Consider the following 15,883-nt stretch of genomic DNA (forward strand, 5'->3'; position numbering starts at 1 on the left):
ACTTTGCCCACTATCGACGGAGTGCCACCCTGACGGGTTGGACTCTACCCAGACAACCGTTATTCGACCTGTTTGCCAGTCCTGAGATGATGTCAGACAATCAGAGCGGACGTGAGGGGGTATCGACACTGACTGACGGTACATCGATCAGTCGCCGCAAGTTCATCGCCGGTAGCGCGGCGACGGCGGTCACGGCGGGTCTGGCGGGCTGTGGCGGCGCTATCGGCGGTAGCGGTTCCTCGGGTGGGGAGACCGTCACAATGCTGCTCACGCCTGGCACGCCGGGCGACATCCGACCGCGGTACGAACCCGTCCTCAGGATGCTCAACGACAAGGTCGACGGTGCCGAGGTCGAGATGGAGGTCCCGCAAAACTACTCGGCGATCAAGCCGGCACTGGAGAGCGAACAGGCCGAGATCGGGATGGACGACGTGACGCTCATCTCGAACCCCGATATCATGGACGTTTACGGGACCAACGTCACCGACGGGTCGGCCTTCTATTTCTCGATGATGCTCGTCCCGTTGGACTCGGAGATCGAGAAACGCACCGATGTCGAGGGCAAGACGTGGGCGTTCGCGGACCGCCTGAGCACCAGTGGATCAATTTTCGCACTCTACACGCTTCAGGAGGCCGGCCTCGACATCGGCGAGGCACCCGAGGAGCAACCCAACGACTTCGAGGGAAGCTGGACCGACCACAACCAGGCGATCCAGCGTGTCGCAAACGACAAGGCCGACGGCGCGACGACCTGGGGTGGCAATGGCTTCCCGCACGTCCCGGAGAAGTTCGAGTCTGAGTTCCCCGAGCGGGTCACAGAGAAGAGTTCCTTCCTCGGAGATGTCGGCACCGAGCAACCGGAACTGCGCCCGATCTGGTTCTCGTTCCCGATCCCCAAACAGCCGTGGTACGCCCGCCAGACGTGGGAGTCCCCGGTCAAAGAGGAGATCGGCGAGGTGCTGCGCAACTCCGACCAGGAGACAATAAGCGAGTACTATCCCGACGACTACGACACGGACAACCCCGCGTTCACGACGCTGCGTGACACGTCGATGGAGACCTATGAACCTGTCATCAAGCGGATGAACGCGGTCGGCATCGACCCTGCGGCGTAACCTCCCACTCAGCTATTTTCACTCCCAATGAGTACCCTCAAGATAGAGAATCTCTCGAAGCAGTATGGCGATGTAACGGCTCTCGAAGACGTATCCTTCGAGATCGAAGACGAGTTCGCGGTGTTGCTCGGTGAGTCCGGTGCCGGCAAGTCCACGATGCTGCGGTGTGTCAATGGCCTGACCGAACCCACCGAGGGGACCATCGCTCTCGATGGCACGGAGATCAGCGACTCACAGACGGACGTGGGGATGATCTTCCAGCAACACAACCTCGTCGAAGGCGTCTCAGCGTATCTCAACGCGCTCACCGGTTCGCTCAACCGAGTCTCGATGCTCAAGAGCCTATTCCAATGGCAGTCCCGCGAGGACAAACTCCGGGCGCTAGAAGCCTTAGAGACTGTCGGGTTGCTGGAGGAGAGCCACCAGCGGGTCTCCCAGATGTCCGGCGGCCAACAGCAGCGTGTCGGTATCGCTCGCGCCCTCGTTCAGGACCCGCGGCTGCTGCTCGCGGACGAACCGGTCGCCAGCCTCGACCCCTCCAGCGCCGAGACGGTGATGGGGTATCTCCGCAAGGCGGCCGCTGAACACGACGTTACCGCGCTGGTAAGCCTCCACCAGGTGAACATCGCCGCGTACTTCGGCGACCGGTTCATCGGGCTCAAGGACGGCGAGAAACTGTTCGATGTCCGTCGTGACGAGCTCACACCCGAACTGATCGATGATCTCTACGGCAGCGTCGAGACCGTCGGCCTCGCCGAGCAGGACGAGACTGTCGAGGAGATACTGAACAACGGCAAGGCCCCGGAAACCGCATCGAAACCGGAGGCCGTGACAGAGGAGATCGAAGCATGAGTACGCCACGGCCCGAAAGCAAGTCGATAGCGACGTATTTCGGGTACGGGGAGGCCGGCGACTCGGACGCCGAGCAGAAGCTGCAGGACCTGAAGCGTCGCAAGACGAAGCGGCGTCTCTGGACGCTTGCTAGCGTGATCGGCGGTGGAGTGCTATTTTATTTCAGTCTAGTCGTCATCGAGTTCAATTTGGGGATGCTGTACAACCAGGTTCCGCAGTTCATCGATGCGCTCTACGGACCGAACAACTACTTCCCACCGGGAGAACTCTTCGGGATTCCGTTCATCGACCTGGGTGCGTACTGGTCGTTCATGATGGAGGAGAACCTCATCCTCACGATTGAAGGCGGCCGGATCGTCTGGGGTGCGATGTTCGTCACGCTGGCGGTCGCGTTCGCGGGGTCGGTTCTGGGACTGCCCGCGGCACTGCTGTTCGGCGTGATGGCCAGCGAGCGGGTCATCCCCTACCCCTTCAACTTTGCCTTCCGTGCAACGATGAGTCTTATTCGAGCTATCCCCGGGCTGGTCTGGTTCCTCATCCTGATTCCGCTAGGTGGGGTCGGACCGTTCACCGCAGCGCTCGCTATCATGATCGACACCACCGGATACCTGGGGCGACTGTTTACCGACGAACTCGAAGAGATCGAAGACGGTCCCATCGAGGGTATCCGTTCGACGGGTGCGAACCGCTCGCAGGTCGTCTCTTTCGGGATGCTCAGCCAGGTCTTCAGGCAGTTCATCGCCTGGATCGCCTTCGACCTCGAACACAACGTCCGTGCCGCTATCGGACTGGGCCTCATCGGGGGCGGCGGCCTGGGGCTGGAACTGTACGTCCAGCGCCAGACGTTCCACTATACGAATATGATGGCGTGTATCATCCTGATCTTCCTGCTTGCCGGCTCGGTCGAACTGCTCAGCCAGCGCGTCCGGTCATACCTCCGTGAGGAAGACGATGTCGAAAAGTCGGGCGTCATCGAGGCTCTCGTCAACGCGCCCAAGAATATCCTCTCCTCCACGATGGGACGACGCGGGCACTGACTTACTACGAGGACAACGGTCTGGTACCAAACATTCGGTCCCGAACCGCTCAAATCGAAGTGTGCTCGGGTCGGACGCCGGAGTGGAGCTGAACGGCCAGTTCGGCGGCGTCGACCCAGTAGTAGATGGCCCGTTCGAGTGCCCGGGTGACGGTGACGAGATACCCGTACATCTCGGGGTCATATGCAGTCACCAGCTCGAACAGTTCGTCCAGATCGCGGTGGACCGTCTCCTCCTCGTCGCGGAGCGTCTCGTGGACGGTGAGCTCGCAGTCGAAGAGTATTGCTGAAAAGTAGTCGTTGATGCGCGCGCCGGACTCGAAGATATCGGCCATCCGTTCGCCAACGATACCCGTTGTGTCGGTGTCTTCGCGGTCGACTACGTCCGCGATGAAACAGGCCCGGTCGCCGATAATCTCCAGGTTCGTGGCGATGGTCGCCAGATCCGAGGCGACACGGTTGCCCGGCCAGTCCGTGGTCAGAGTGTAGGATTTGAGCTCCGAGAGGACCGCGGAGTACCGCTCGTTGGTCAGCGACTCCAGTGTTTCGGCGGATCGGTCGACTGACTCGCCCGCAAAGGCGGCCCGCGCGGCGTCGTACTGACGGGCCGTTACCGACTCCAGGCGGTTTAAAAGCTCTAGAACGTCTGCTCCGGGGCTGTTGTCCTCATCTCCGCCACTTAGCTTTGTAATGTGGTCGGCACTGGCGTACAATGCGTCGTCATCGACGACGTACCCCTTTCGGACAGCGCCCTCAGCTTTCAGTTCCTGGAGCAACTCCGAGAGGTACTGCTCGGAGATGCCGACGGCCTGTGCTAGCTCTGACTTCGTCTGTGGTGCCGTCCTGTCGATGGCTTCGACAATCTGTACACGCGTCGCCTCACGACCACCGACGCCCAGCGAGCGCCCATACATTTGGCGAGACATACCTGAAAATTTCGACTGGCTGGCATATGTGTGCCCCACAGACACTCCGGACCAGTATGTACTCGGACGGATCGGACGAGACGTGACCGAGTCAGGCGAGGAGCTATCGCTTGCCTCAGTACATAGTCCTCTGTAACGATACGGACCTTTCATATCAACGATTAGGTATCGCTTGGTCGTCGCGACCCCGTATGGAGACACGTAAAGTCCAGCTCTCCGGGGGAACGACCTACACTATCTCGCTGCCGAAATCGTGGGCGAACGAGCACAGAATCGATGCCGGGTCCATCCTGTCGCTATACCCCAACGACGATGGGACATTGCTGGTCGAGGCAGACGGCGACGTATCGACAGACACCCGATCAGCGACCGTCGATGTCTCAACGGCGTCGGAAGACGCGGTCCGACAGCGGATCCACGCGCTCCACGCTGTCGGCTTTGACTCGGTGACGCTGGTCGACAGGGCGGGCCACTCCACCGAGATACGCGCCCTCGTCGAAAACACCGTCTCGAACCTCTCGGGATTCGAGTTGCTGGAGGCGGGGGACACGCGGATCCAATTGACGAACCTCATCGACGCCGACAACGTCGACATCCGGAAATCGACGCTTCGACTCCGCCTCGTCATGCTCGGAATGCATCGGGACGCAGTGAGTGCCGTTCTGGATGGCGACGAAGCGCTCGCCCGGCGAGTCGTCGACCGGGACAGCGAGGCGGACAAACTGTTCGCGATGGTTACACGGCACTTTCGGCGGGCATTGACGAACCTCCAGGAGGTCGAGAAACTGGGCTACAGTCGGGACGAACTCTTCGAGTACTACTACGTCAGTCGGCAGTTCGAGCGGATCGCAGACCACGCCGAAAAGATCGCCCGGTTCGCTATCGATCCGGAGGCGACGGTGCCAGCAAACCTCGCCGAGCGGATCGACTCGGTGGCCTCCAGCGCCAGACGGGTCGTCGACACGGCGGCGGACGTAATCCTCGCTGATGCCGATATCGAGACGGCACACACAGCGCTTGCAACCCAGGCGGAACTGACGACAGAACTCCGGACGCTCGACCGTGACCTGTACACGCACGACGATCCCGCCGAAGCGTACGTCGTGGGACTTCTCCTTGACAGCATCCGCCGAACAGCCGAGTACGGCGGTAACGTCGCCGACATCGCGATACAGCAGGTCACGCGGGAGGGTAACTCCGTCGAGTAACCACTCTACAGTGGAATTCCGGTGGACGCGGCCACTCAGTAGCTGCTGGAGCAACCAAGTCAATTTGAACGTGTCGTCCACCACCGAAGCAAGTACACGATTGACGATATCCAGAATGCAGCAAGGAAGACATACATCGCGTCGCCTTGCGGAGCTACAGACTGAGTGAAACTCCATGAAACCGCATACCCGATAGCCGCAACCAGAATAGGGACGCCAACGTGTACGAGAACGTGTGACTGCCGGTTGGCATCCTGCAGCCAATGGTCCTTGCCATGGCGATACATCGCAACTACTGTCAACGGGGTCAAACCCAGTATTAGGCCAAGCAACCCCACGGTAGAAAGAATAAATATTGCATCATTTCCTGAAGCAAAGAAAACCGCACAGATGAGAAGTGGTGACAAGACGACGTATCCGAGTATCACAAGTGGCCATTTGTCGGAGATGGTAACATGGGATCCAAACCGCTCGACGAGAGCTAATGAGAACGGATACCGCCATGCCGTCCCGAATATGGCTTTTACCATTGCGATGAGGCCGACAGCGAATGTCCACGCCGTGACAGCAAACCAAAGCATGAAAAGTGCGGAAATAACGATGCCGGCCACCGTCGACACAGACGATGGAAGAATGGAACCATCGGTGATGCCTTGTCCAGTAAGTTCGGCAAAGGTGAACAGTGAGCCAAACGTGATGGCTGTTATTACCAATACAGTAAGGTGCCAGTCAAGCGCGTTGCGGGCGTTTCGTTTCGTGAACTCGTCTGTGGCGAGGAGATACAGGATTCCAGCTCCGACGACGCCAGTTGGAATCGCAAGGAAGTGGATGAGGATGCCACTGAGTGAGCGTTCATCAAGCAGTTTGGGTCCGGGTGTTGGTGGTGTGGAGGTCATGGATTGAGTGGGGGCTTCGAAGTTGTGTTATTGATTTCTGGTTCGTTTTGTTTACGTCGATGGTAGGAGGTTCAGTGGGCCATATCTGTCACGAACCCACCAGACTGTCCGCTCGGCGATGAGTAACAGTATGCTCACGAGTATTAGGTCGAATGCGGTATCCCAGAGTACGATGTCGCTTTGGGTACCGCCTACGTCAGCACCAATGGCTGTGAGGATGCCACCAAGTGCGAGCAGGACGAGGCTCAACTGGAACCCAGCGAGCACCAGCGTACGGATTCCAGCCGTGTCCGAGAGAGTAAGGAATCCGCGAGTGGAGAGCCGATCCAGCGGGGTGTTTGCGTTCAGCGCATGTTTGCCCTCGGGCGACACTGGCCAGTCCGACTCTGGGTGGTTGATGTAGTACAGGCTGATCGAGTCAGGATACGTTTCAGTTGCGACAACATCGATCTCCTGGAGTTCCTGAAGCCGGTTCCGAACCGTGGCCCGACTAACATCGGGCTTAATGCGCGCATGCAGTTGACGGATCGAAAAGAACGGCCGATCAGACTCAAGCATCGTCTCGACAACGTGTTCCTGCGTGAGCGTGTTGTCGAGGTTCCGATCGATCCGTTCGTCGATCCAGGTTGGAATCGCGGACACGGTATCGCTGGATAGTTGACGGGGATAATTAAAATCGGACGGGGATTTCACGCCCATGAACTGCAATTAGGCGGCCGTGAAACAGGGGTAGCCCATCTTTAGCTGGGAACCCACCGTACAGCGACGATTTTGGATACAGCTTTCGAAAAACAAACAATCGGGTGTTCATAGCCACGAACTGGATATTTTCGGGGTTGGAATTGACCGCAGACTGTCTGTACATACTGATAAGCGTGTAATTAGGTTGTATACAGATTATGAAATCCTACACACTCCACTAGTTCTGTCATTGTCCGTTGCAGCACCGTGCTGTCAATCTCGATTGGTGCTCGGTAAGCGTACGTCTCGGCACGGGCAGCAATTACACCGGGTAAGTCAGATCTTCTTCACAGCCGAAACGGCTCCAAAGAGAGCGAACAGGCCACCAATTCCAATAGCTATGAATGGCGCGTTTGATGTTTTGTTCTTCAGAAACGCATCTCCTGGCTCCGCTGGAGAAACATATGCAGTTGTCTGTGTCCCCTCTTCATACGGTTCGATTGCTGATTCGGCTGCTGAACGTGTCTCATAGTTGCGTTCAATATTCGCCGGGTATAGTTTTGTTCCGGTGTACGTAGTTCCTTTATAAGCGTATTCGAATTCGATGCGCGGTTGGTACTCTACGCCCGGATTCGATGATGTGCCGCTATCCGTCTCAATACTAACCTCTGTGAGAGTCGCATCTACTTCAACCGAATTTCGAACCGCTTCGGTCTGCTGAACGTAATCGTATCCTCCGTAGCTAACAATAGCAACACCGACAAGGATGTATAGTACTGCTTTACCCAGCGTATCAGGACCATTAACACTGAAATCTGAATCTCTGGACATGCTACCACTCCCCTTCGTACTGCTGGATTTCTGGTAACAGCCAGTTGTCTCTGAGACTCCCGATTAATTCACAACCGACTCGCTCACTCAGACGGAAGCAACGGGGCAAACAGATCGAAGTCATTGGCAGGACGCCATGTCGGAGGAGTGATCGGTGGTACTCCTGGAGGGCGGAATACACAAAAGATGCTCCTGTACGCTGGCTACTAAAACCTATATACAACCATTTTTCAGTGAAGGGGGATTCGCTATATCACACACTCTGGTCAGTCGTAGTGGTAACTTATCAACAATAGATTCAATGAGGGAACTTCCCATTTTACCTGTATAGGGCTATATCCAATCAGATAATCAGAACGTCCATCTAAATACAAAAAGGCCTTGCTTCGGGAGCAATCGTAGTATCCAGCAGTTTTCCGGACCCATTTTGCCGTTGTCCCAGCAACAATTTCAGAAGAGTCTGTCAACGGATAGCCGCAATTACCGAATAGAACGCAAGATAACGTCTACAAATGGGGATAAAAAGACCGAATTTGGCGGTATAATTTCTTATTACCTGATCATGTGTGTAAGAAGTGACTGTCTAATCGATATTAGTACTCGATTCGAACAATCTTAGACTGCACGTGACCGCCTGACCCAGCCGATGCGCGTGATTGCCTCCGCGCCGAGTTGGCCAAGAAGTCCGGCGGCTTCAAGATCGTGTTCCGCGAAAGCGTCGACGACGACATCGCCGGCGCTGAGGACGCCGTGTTCACCGATAGGGACGTACAGTCCGGACTGAAGATCACCACGGTTATGATCATCTGCGGTCAGTTCGTGGTCCGCATGGAGCTCGGGTTCGCCGGTCCGGAAGGTCCGTGCGGCGGGGGTCTCCTCGTCCACGGAATAATCGGGTCGGTCGCCGGCCCGCTCAACACACTCCTCGGTAGCCACGACAGTTCGCAACAAGTCGGCGTCGGTATCGACCAACCGAACCGTCGTATTGACTAGTCCGAGGATGTTCTTCGCGGCGTCGGCGAGGATTTCAGCAACGTCCTTCCGTGAGCTCACAGACCGAAGTTCCTGACTCGTTTTCCGAAGCACCTCGATGCGCTGTTCGCGTCGCTTCACGTCGGTGATATCCTGAACGGTCCCGTACAACCACAGTTCTCCGCCTGCCGTTTCACGCGGCTCGCAGTGCATCTGTATCGACCGCTCGGTCGTGCCTGCCCCGGTAAGCGCCACGTCGACGGTGAACGGTTCGGTATCTGAAGCCGCCTCAGTAAATAGCCGGAGCACTTGCTCCTCGTCGCTATCAGTGTATTGGGCGACGAGGTCGGCAAACGACAGCTGCTGGTCCGGATCGATACTGTGGACCCTCTTGGCCTGTCGGCTCCACCACGTCTCTTCAGTCGCCACCCTATAGGAGAACACGCCGACACCAGTAAGCCGCTGAAAGCTTGACAGCAGTTCCAGATACTGCTCCTCATTTAGCAACTCCGACGGTCTGTCTCGTGGACTACCCATATTCCTGTGGGCAATTAACACAGACGCCGGATAAAAACCTTCGTGTGGAGTCTCTCTACCGCATTCGTACCCGTACCGGTCGCACTCCAGCTGTGTTACGTCAGCTCGTGGAACCAATCTAGCCCGATTAAATAAATCAATTAAATTACTATTATGGGAATTCAGATCTCCGGTCCATCCGTTATCGACTGCTGATTACTGGCAGTACTTCCAGTCGATATTCACATAATGCGAATAATTCTCTTTCGAGGCGGTAGTGTTCACATTATGCAAACTGTTATGAAAACGGCACAGTATGGGTACGGTATGATAGAGAATACCGACCGCCGGACCCTCAAGACGACCCAGACATCGCTACGGATTCTCACCCTGGTTCTGGAGCACGACGGACTCACCCTGGCAGAACTCGACGGGATGGTCGACAGTCCGAAGAGTTCGATTCTCAGCCACCTCGACACGCTCCGTGACAGCCGATATCTGGTCAAAACAGACGGTGTGTACCGGGTGAGCTTCAGAGTAGCGCTACTGGGTGACAGAGTCAAAGCGCGGTATCCCGACCGCGACCGCGTCAGTTCTGTCCTCGAAGACCTGGCCGAGACGACTGGTGAGGAGGCCAACTTCACTATCTTCGAGCATGGCCGGCTGCTGATGTTCCACGGAACTTCGGGCAGCGCCGCGACTACGGAGGACGAAACCGACTACCGGTCGGAGTATTATCTCCACAACACCGCCGCTGGAAAAGCGATCCTGGCGGAACTTGACCCGACTCGTGTCGAGCGGATACTCGACAAGTGGGGACTGCCCCGGGAGTCCGAGGCCACGATCACGGATCGGGAGCGACTGTTCGACGAACTGGCGGAGACCGGTGAGCGGGGGTACGGCATCGTTGACGAGGAGTTCGCGCCCGGCCTCGTTGCCGTCGGAGCGGCCGTCCACCGAGACGAGGGGACGGTCCTCGGCGGTTTGAGTGTGGGCGGGCCGAAGTATCGGATCGATAGAACTCGCATCGACCACGAGCTGGGCGAGCAGTTGCTTTCGGCCGTGAACTCACTGGAATCCACACTCCACTCGTAGTCGGCCGACCGCCTTTGCAGTGGTATTTGACCGCTAAAATAACGTCTGTACGTCTGTTAGATCTCGTGAGTCAGCTACCAGTCCACTGTTCTGGAGCTCCCAACGTAGTATGCGAATGCCCCCGACCCAGAGCGACCGTTTCAGCCGTTTGGCTCAAACGGTGGTTCGCTGAGACGGTACCTATTGGTCCGAGCCTTCTCATTCGTATTATGTGAATGATTTCGACAAACACTCAGTCTGTGGTCGGCGCGATAGTTGCCGGTCGGAGTCGGGAGATGGATGCGAGAACAAAATGATTGATTGTGGACAACTCGCACACTATCCGTCCACGTGGGGCCGAAATTGGAGTTCGATCCTATTCATAATTATTAATATTGCAGAAGTTTTAAATAGGTTGTTGAACCATTCTTTCATGTACGTTCCAACTATGACCAGAGATGCAGAAGCGGTGGACGGGACCAGGCGAAGCTATCTGAAAGCTATCGGAACCGCTGGCATCGCTGCCGGCCTTGCCGGCTGCTCGGGTGGTGACGGGGGCAGCGGCGGCGGTGGTGGTAGCACCGGTAACGGGGACAGTAGCGGTGGTGGCGACGGCGGGACCGAATACGCCGCTATCGGAAACTTTCCCCCAGAAGGCGATACAGTCTCCATCGGATTCAACGGACCGACTTCGGGGGCGTTGGGTCCCGACGGCCAAGACCAGGAGAATGGGTTCGACCTAGCGGTCACACACCTCAACAACGGCGGGGGGCTCGTAGACTATTGGGACCGGCTGAGCGGCGGCGGCATCTTGGGTCATCAGGTCGAACCGACGAAAGCCGACACCGCGGGAAGTGCCGACACTGCCCAGGACAACATCGACCGGATGATTCAGCGGGATAACATCCAGTTCTGGACGGGTGGCATGTCCAGTACGGTGACGATGGCGATGCAGAACGTCGCCCAGCGCGAGAAAGTGCCGTTCATGGGAGGGAACTCCACCTCCGCAGGCATCTCCGGGGAGAACTGTTCGCGGTACTACTTCCATCCCACGTTCCACGCGGAGATCATCGGGATGGCAATGGGTGAAGCTGCGCCGTCGGTACTCGGCGAGGATCGGTCGCTGTTCCACATCTATATGGATTACTCCTACGGGCAGTCCAACCGGGACGCCGCCCGCAAGTACCTCACGGAAGAGGGTCCGTGGGAAGACGCTGGTGGGGCAGCCATCGCAGAGGGTGAGACCGACCACAGCTCCCAGATACAGGCGCTCGAAGAGTCCGGTGCCGACACGCTGTACTTCTCTAGTTTCGGGAACTTCGCCGCCAGCGGCCTCGCACAGCTGCGTGACGCCGGCCTCACCGACGATATCGACGTAATCATCCCACACGTCAGCGCGTTCACGCTCGATCCGCTCGGTGCGGACGCAGAGGGCGTCCTTGGGATGGAGCCGTGGAACCCCAACGCCGACAACGAGGCCAGCCAGGTGTTCGTCGAGGCGTATCGACAGGAGTACGACGAGACGCCAAACCAGAGCTCGATGCACACCTACGAGTCGATGATGGTCTACGCGGCCGCGGTCGAGGAGGCTGGCACCTTCCATCCACCGACGGTGGTCAGAACGCTCGAGGAATTCGAGTGGAGTCTCGCGTGGGGCGAGTCCGCCTACCGGACGTGCGATCACCAGGTCGAACGACCGTGGTATCTCGTGCGTGGCGTCGGCGACGACCGGGCCGAGGAACTCGGTATCCGGACGGAGATCGTCGAGACGACCGACCCGCTGATCTACGACTGTAGTTCGTTCCCGGCGTCCAACTGCGCGATGGGGGACAACCAGTACGGAGACGAGTAGCGCCAGACAGCCTCCGAGCCGTGAAGTTGGCTACCAACTGGACGCAGAAACGGATGTCGAACCACGACTGCGGTGGCTCGTGGGCGAACGGCGGTTGTCCACCACGACGCGAGTTCTGCCCGGAGTCTCCCAAAGCGCAAAGTTAACATACATGATGGATGCAGTACAAATCGTACACACTATGAGACGGATACGCACACTTGTCCCGAGGTGCCAGCCATGAGTATCGATGGAATCGTCGGATTCCTGTTTATCGCACTGAGCGTCGCGTCCCTGTACTTGCTCGTCGCGGTCGGCCTCTCGATCGTGTTCGGATCGCTTAAATACGTAAACATGGCACACGGAGTGCTATACCTGGGTGGCGCATACATCGGCCTCCTCATCGCATCGAGCGAGCAGTATGGCGGGCTCCTGAGTGATCTGGGCCAGGTCGGGCTCGGCTGGGGGTTCATTCCAGCGCTGATACTGACCCCGGTCATTATTTTCGTCCTGGGTATCGTCATGGAGCGGTTCCTGGCGAAGCCGTTCTACGAACGCGATCTGCTCGATCAGTTGCTGGTGACGTTCGGGGTTCTGATCGCTGCCCAGGAGTTCGTCGCCATCATCTTTGGTCGGACGGGGACCATCTATCCCCGCCCCGAGTGGCTCACGGGCGCGATATCGCTTCCCGTTATCGGCACACCGCCCGGGATGAGCGCGGCGTCGACGATACGCGTACTGGTTGTTGCGCTCACACTCGTTCTCATCCTGGCCATCTTCGCGTTCTTCAAGTACACCGACTACGGGCTCGCAGTGCGTGCGGGGACAGAGGACTCGGAGATGGCTGAGATGCTCGGGATCCGAGTCGGACGGCCGTTCCTGCTGATATTCGCCGTCGGGTCCGCGTACGCGGGCCTCGCGGGCGTACTCGGGGGCTCGCTGTTTAACGTCACCTCCGGAATCGGCATGGAAATAATCATCCCCTCGCTGGTCATCGTGATAATGGGCGGCGTCGGCAGCCTCAGAGGGACAGTGGTCGGGGCGCTTCTGGCCGGTCTCTTTTTCGCGACAGCCACCGAACTTATGCCGAGCATGACTAGGGCCAGTATTTACCTGCTGGCAATCGTGGTCCTGTCTCTCAGACCGAACGGGATCTTCCCCTCCACGGAGGTCGGGCAATGAGTATTGACACGATTCGCAACAGCGTCAACGGCGACTCGACGTTGGTTAGCTGGGAGACGTGGAATCGAATCAAACACACTGAACGATTCGTCTTCCTGTCGTCGGTCCTGTTCGTGCTCCTGTTCTCGTACACGTTCGGACGGGCACCTGTTATTTCAGGGATTTTCCGGGGCTATCACGGACTCGCGATGACGATACTCATCTGGTCGATCTTCGCCCTCGGCTTCAATCTCCTCCTGGGACAGACCGGATTGCTCTCGTTTGGACACGCCATGTTCTTCGGAACGGCGAGTTACGCTGCAGCGCTGTTCGCGATTCACGTGTACAACGAGCCACTCGTCGTCGTGCTTGTCGGGACGCTGGCTGCGGTGGCCCTCGGTGTGGTTTCGGCGCTGATATTGCTTCGTCTACACACCGTTTACTTCTCAATCGTCGCGCTCGCGATAGCCCAGCTCCTCTACTTCCTCGCTCGGGAGCCGCTGGTCGAGATAACGAAGGGGATAAACGGGCTCGACATCCCGCGCGTTGCTCTCCTGGGAATCATCGACCTGGAGCACGAATACAGCGGTCTCGTCGGCACACTCCTGGTGAATAACCTCTACATCTTCATCGGGGTCTTCTTCGTCGCCGTCGTCGCGCTCATCACGCGAATCCGAAAGTCGCCTTACGGGCTGATATTCAAGTCCATACGGGAAAACGAGAAGCGGACGGCGTTTGTGGGACTCGACGTTTGGCGCTACAAGTTCGCGGCGTTCATCCTCTCGGCGGCGATTGTCGGACTCGCCGGAGGCCTGATGGCCGTCAACACGCAGTTCGCTGGGGTTGAGCGCCTCTACTGGTCCGTCAGCGGTGACATCGTCGTGATGACCGTCCTCGGTGGGCTGGGAACGCTCGCCGGACCCGTTATCGGGACGTTCGTCTTCTTTTATTTCAAAGGCATCGTCAACGGGTTCCCGGCGCTGGGCAACTACTGGTTGCTCCTGCTGTCGCTGTCGTTCACTGCCGTCGTGTGGATCTATCCGGACGGAATCTGGGGCATGCTCACCGACTTTACTGTGGCGCTTCGTGACCCGAAGGAACTGGTGGCGAAAACGAAACAGCGGCTGGCGAACCTGCTCCCGTCCGGGGGTGAGCGCTGATGGCACTGCTCGAAACACAGGGCCTGACGAAGGAGTTCGGGGGTCTCACGGCACTCAACAACGTCGATATGGCTGTCGAAGCGGGTGAGCTAGTCTCGCTTATCGGCCCGAACGGCGCTGGGAAGTCAACGCTCATCAATACGATAACAGGACAGCTGTCGCCGACGCGGGGCGATGTCTACTACGACGGGACCGACCTCGTCGGGATGAAACCGTTCGAAATCGCGCAACTCGGGGTCGGCCGGTCGTTCCAGACCGCGTCGATTCTGCCGGAACTGACGGTCCGTGAGAACATCCAGGTCGCGTCCTTCGCGGCGGAGCACGGATCGTTCAGGATCAACTTCCTCCGTCGTCGTGACTCCTTCGAGGAAGTGCAAGCACAGACGGACGACATTTTGGAAACAATCGGTCTCGACTCGGAGGCCGACTCGGACGCTCGGTCGCTCCCGTACGGTGACAAACGTCGACTCGAAGTGGCGATCGGACTCGCGACCGATCCGGACCTGCTGTTCATGGACGAGCCGACGGCCGGGATGTCTCCTGCGGAGACCGAAATGACAGTGAATCTCATCGGCGACCTGCTGACCGACTGGGGAATGACGATATTCCTCGTCGAGCACGACATGGACATCGTCTTCGACGTTTCGGACCGCATCTTTACGCTCCACCAGGGAGAGCTGATCGCACGCGGCACGCCGGAAGAAATCAGAGATCATCCGGCCGTCAGAGAAGCCTATCTCGGCGGGGGTGAAGAGGCGTGAGCCTGCTCCATCTGGATGACGTGCACGCCTATTACGGACCGAGTCACATCCTGCGGGGCGTCACGCTCAGCATCGAAGAAGGTGAAATCGTCACACTCCTCGGACGGAACGGTGCCGGCAAGACCACCACCGTTCGGAGCATCGCCGGTACCGAACCGCCCGAAGTTCGGTCCGGAGCGATCCGTTTCGACGGGACAGACATTACGGACTGGCCGGCCGACAATGTTGCGATGGGCGGCATCGGCGTCGTCCCCGAGGGGCGTCGCCTGTTCACCGAACTGACGGTCGAGGAGAACCTCGAAATGTCCAAGATCACCCGTGGCTGGTGGAACACGATCCGCCGCGGCGGGCTCGGTGGCGACGACAGTACGATGGCGCTCGGGGAACTCTACGACCTGTTTCCTCGACTGGAAGAACGGCGAGAGCAGGAAGCCGGAACGCTCTCCGGTGGAGAACAACAGATGCTATCGATTGCGCGGACGCTCCGATTACCGGATCTGAAGCTATTACTGTTGGACGAGCCGACCGAGGGCCTGGCCCCACAGATAGTCAAGGCGGTCGGTGACTCCATTAACGAAATCGCCGGCCAGGGACTGACGGTGCTGCTAATCGAGCAGAACGTCCGCGAGGCGCTTCGCATCGCAGACCGCGGATACGTCCTCGATCAGGGCGACATCGTCTACGAGGGTACTGTCGAGGAACTCGAAAACAAAGACCTCGACGAATACCTCGTCGTATAGCGACGGGACGGTCGGATGACGCTGTCTCTCGACGGCCGATTCGCTACAACCGCCACGGTCTGTGGACGGCCACAGTGTCGTCATCGGTCCGCGAGCACCCGATAGCATTATTCCATCAGCGTC

The 15,883-nt window shown here is 58.2% G+C and carries 15 protein-coding genes; 10 read left to right on the forward strand and 5 right to left on the reverse strand.

Features of this window, described 5'->3' with window-relative positions; genetic code table 11:
* Positions 1–89: 89 nt before the first annotated feature.
* Genes Harman_RS16430 through phnE form a run of 3 tightly spaced genes read left to right on the forward strand, consistent with a single transcriptional unit; the run spans position 90 to position 3,004 of the window.
* A complete protein-coding gene (locus Harman_RS16430) occupies positions 90–1,115 on the forward strand; it encodes a PhnD/SsuA/transferrin family substrate-binding protein (RefSeq protein ID WP_235007246.1) in 1,026 nt (341 codons plus the stop codon).
* 27 nt (positions 1,116–1,142) lie between these two features.
* Positions 1,143–1,967 carry a phosphonate ABC transporter ATP-binding protein gene (locus tag Harman_RS16435; protein WP_137684869.1) on the forward strand — a complete coding sequence of 275 codons (825 nt, stop codon included), beginning with the start codon at positions 1,143–1,145 and terminating at the stop codon, positions 1,965–1,967.
* Positions 1,964–3,004: a phosphonate ABC transporter, permease protein PhnE gene (phnE, locus tag Harman_RS16440; RefSeq protein WP_137684870.1), complete on the forward strand. Its 1,041-nt coding sequence runs from the start codon at positions 1,964–1,966 to the stop codon at positions 3,002–3,004. The genes Harman_RS16435 and phnE overlap by 4 nt, the downstream gene beginning before the upstream one ends.
* A gap of 49 nt (positions 3,005–3,053) precedes the next feature.
* Here the strand turns inward: phnE and Harman_RS16445 are convergent, their stop codons facing one another.
* Positions 3,054–3,929: a helix-turn-helix domain-containing protein gene (locus tag Harman_RS16445; RefSeq protein ID WP_137684871.1), complete on the reverse strand. Its 876-nt coding sequence runs from the start codon at positions 3,927–3,929 to the stop codon at positions 3,054–3,056.
* Between the two features lie 191 nt (positions 3,930–4,120).
* Here Harman_RS16445 and Harman_RS16450 point away from each other — a divergent pair, with 191 nt between their 5' ends.
* Positions 4,121–5,137 (forward strand): phosphate uptake regulator PhoU, encoded by a 1,017-nt coding sequence (locus Harman_RS16450; RefSeq protein ID WP_137684872.1) that lies wholly within the window; start codon positions 4,121–4,123, stop codon positions 5,135–5,137.
* A gap of 59 nt (positions 5,138–5,196) precedes the next feature.
* Here Harman_RS16450 and Harman_RS16455 read toward each other — a convergent pair whose 3' ends face one another.
* The 4 genes from Harman_RS16455 to Harman_RS16470 all read right to left on the reverse strand — a co-directional run bounded on the left by Harman_RS16455 (position 5,197) and on the right by Harman_RS16470 (position 9,054).
* Positions 5,197–6,033 (reverse strand): DUF4870 domain-containing protein, encoded by an 837-nt coding sequence (locus Harman_RS16455; RefSeq protein ID WP_137684873.1) that lies wholly within the window; start codon positions 6,031–6,033, stop codon positions 5,197–5,199.
* Positions 6,034–6,084: 51 nt separating this feature from the next.
* Complete coding sequence (locus Harman_RS16460) at positions 6,085–6,675, reverse strand: hypothetical protein (protein WP_137684874.1); 591 nt, start codon at positions 6,673–6,675, stop codon at positions 6,085–6,087.
* Positions 6,676–7,050: 375 nt separating this feature from the next.
* Entirely contained in the window at positions 7,051–7,545 is a 495-nt protein-coding gene (locus tag Harman_RS16465) for a DUF3592 domain-containing protein (protein ID WP_137684875.1), read from the reverse strand.
* 615 nt (positions 7,546–8,160) lie between these two features.
* Complete coding sequence (locus Harman_RS16470; RefSeq protein WP_137684876.1) at positions 8,161–9,054, reverse strand: GAF domain-containing protein; 894 nt, start codon at positions 9,052–9,054, stop codon at positions 8,161–8,163.
* A gap of 306 nt (positions 9,055–9,360) precedes the next feature.
* Between Harman_RS16470 and Harman_RS16475 the strand changes: the two genes are divergently transcribed.
* From Harman_RS16475 to Harman_RS16500, 6 genes are all read left to right on the forward strand, one after another.
* Positions 9,361–10,128, forward strand: a complete 768-nt coding sequence (locus Harman_RS16475; protein ID WP_137684877.1) for an IclR family transcriptional regulator — start codon at positions 9,361–9,363, stop codon at positions 10,126–10,128.
* A 412-nt stretch (positions 10,129–10,540) separates the two neighbouring features.
* Positions 10,541–11,959, forward strand: coding sequence for a substrate-binding protein (locus tag Harman_RS16480; protein ID WP_200830947.1), 1,419 nt, complete (start codon positions 10,541–10,543; stop codon positions 11,957–11,959).
* A 219-nt stretch (positions 11,960–12,178) separates the two neighbouring features.
* Positions 12,179–13,120, forward strand: a complete 942-nt coding sequence (locus tag Harman_RS16485) for a branched-chain amino acid ABC transporter permease (protein ID WP_137684878.1) — start codon at positions 12,179–12,181, stop codon at positions 13,118–13,120.
* Entirely contained in the window at positions 13,117–14,259 is a 1,143-nt protein-coding gene (locus Harman_RS16490) for a branched-chain amino acid ABC transporter permease (RefSeq protein ID WP_137684879.1), read from the forward strand. Before Harman_RS16485 ends, Harman_RS16490 begins: the two co-directional genes overlap by 4 nt.
* Positions 14,259–15,020 carry an ABC transporter ATP-binding protein gene (locus Harman_RS16495; RefSeq protein ID WP_137684880.1) on the forward strand — a complete coding sequence of 254 codons (762 nt, stop codon included), beginning with the start codon at positions 14,259–14,261 and terminating at the stop codon, positions 15,018–15,020. The genes Harman_RS16490 and Harman_RS16495 overlap by 1 nt, the downstream gene beginning before the upstream one ends.
* Positions 15,017–15,760: an ABC transporter ATP-binding protein gene (locus Harman_RS16500; RefSeq protein WP_137684881.1), complete on the forward strand. Its 744-nt coding sequence runs from the start codon at positions 15,017–15,019 to the stop codon at positions 15,758–15,760. Before Harman_RS16495 ends, Harman_RS16500 begins: the two co-directional genes overlap by 4 nt.
* The last annotated feature ends 123 nt before the right edge of the window (positions 15,761–15,883 follow it).

Source organism: Haloarcula mannanilytica (genome assembly GCF_005406125.1).
In the GTDB taxonomy this organism is placed as follows: domain Archaea; phylum Halobacteriota; class Halobacteria; order Halobacteriales; family Haloarculaceae; genus Haloarcula; species Haloarcula mannanilytica.

What these genes read in the sequence shown, in the direction of transcription:
- Harman_RS16430 (WP_235007246.1), top strand. Translation starts at nt 90, where the DNA reads ATGTCAGACAATCAGAGCGGACGTGAGGGGGTATCGACACTGACTGAC.
- Harman_RS16435 (WP_137684869.1), top strand. Translation starts at nt 1,143, where the DNA reads ATGAGTACCCTCAAGATAGAGAATCTCTCGAAGCAGTATGGCGATGTA.
- phnE (WP_137684870.1), top strand. Translation starts at nt 1,964, where the DNA reads ATGAGTACGCCACGGCCCGAAAGCAAGTCGATAGCGACGTATTTCGGG.
- Harman_RS16445 (WP_137684871.1), bottom strand. Translation starts at nt 3,929, where the DNA reads ATGTCTCGCCAAATGTATGGGCGCTCGCTGGGCGTCGGTGGTCGTGAG.
- Harman_RS16450 (WP_137684872.1), top strand. Translation starts at nt 4,121, where the DNA reads ATGGAGACACGTAAAGTCCAGCTCTCCGGGGGAACGACCTACACTATC.
- Harman_RS16455 (WP_137684873.1), bottom strand. Translation starts at nt 6,033, where the DNA reads ATGACCTCCACACCACCAACACCCGGACCCAAACTGCTTGATGAACGC.
- Harman_RS16465 (WP_137684875.1), bottom strand. Translation starts at nt 7,545, where the DNA reads ATGTCCAGAGATTCAGATTTCAGTGTTAATGGTCCTGATACGCTGGGT.
- Harman_RS16470 (WP_137684876.1), bottom strand. Translation starts at nt 9,054, where the DNA reads ATGGGTAGTCCACGAGACAGACCGTCGGAGTTGCTAAATGAGGAGCAG.
- Harman_RS16475 (WP_137684877.1), top strand. Translation starts at nt 9,361, where the DNA reads ATGATAGAGAATACCGACCGCCGGACCCTCAAGACGACCCAGACATCG.
- Harman_RS16480 (WP_200830947.1), top strand. Translation starts at nt 10,541, where the DNA reads ATGTACGTTCCAACTATGACCAGAGATGCAGAAGCGGTGGACGGGACC.
- Harman_RS16485 (WP_137684878.1), top strand. Translation starts at nt 12,179, where the DNA reads ATGAGTATCGATGGAATCGTCGGATTCCTGTTTATCGCACTGAGCGTC.
- Harman_RS16490 (WP_137684879.1), top strand. Translation starts at nt 13,117, where the DNA reads ATGAGTATTGACACGATTCGCAACAGCGTCAACGGCGACTCGACGTTG.
- Harman_RS16495 (WP_137684880.1), top strand. Translation starts at nt 14,259, where the DNA reads ATGGCACTGCTCGAAACACAGGGCCTGACGAAGGAGTTCGGGGGTCTC.